Origin of the sequence: Protofrankia sp. Cj3, assembly GCF_917627355.1 — a bacterium.
Classification (GTDB): Bacteria; Actinomycetota; Actinomycetes; order Frankiales; family Frankiaceae; genus Protofrankia.
Map to the genome: position 1 here is coordinate 3,046 of NZ_CAKJTR010000320.1, position 471 is coordinate 3,516.

The window sequence follows — 471 nt, forward strand, 5'->3', positions numbered from 1 at the left end:
GCACGTCGGTCACGCCCGGAAAGGACGGCGATGAGGCGAACTCGCAGCGAGCGGTCAACCCGTCGACGGTTGCTGTCACGGTTCGCCGAGTCACGGCTCGCCAGGTCACGGGCACGCGGAGCGGTCGCGGTCCCGCTGGCGCTCCTGCTCGCCAGCGGATCGGCGGTCATCGTGCTGGGGCAGAGCGCGGGTTCCGCCGTCGTGCGGCTGGGGGACGTCGGCGCATGGCTGGTCAGCAGCAGCCAGGGGATCATCTCGCATGTGAACGGGCCATCCGGGCGAGCCGACGCCAGCGTGACCATCAACGGCGGCAGGGAACATCACCTCACGGTCACCCAGGATGGGCCCAACGTCCTGGTCACCGACACCGACACCGGCGTGACCAGCCGGATCGACCCGGTCGGGCTGGCCGCCGCCGAGCAGCGGGGCTTTGGAACCGGCACCACCGTTGTCGCGGGCGCGGACCAGGCA

1 pseudogene is annotated in these 471 nt (G+C 71.3%); it reads left to right on the forward strand.

Features of this window, described 5'->3' with window-relative positions:
• Positions 1 to 30 precede the first annotated feature (30 nt).
• Positions 31 to 471, forward strand: a pseudogene (locus MJ783_RS23035) (hypothetical protein); the annotation flags it as partial.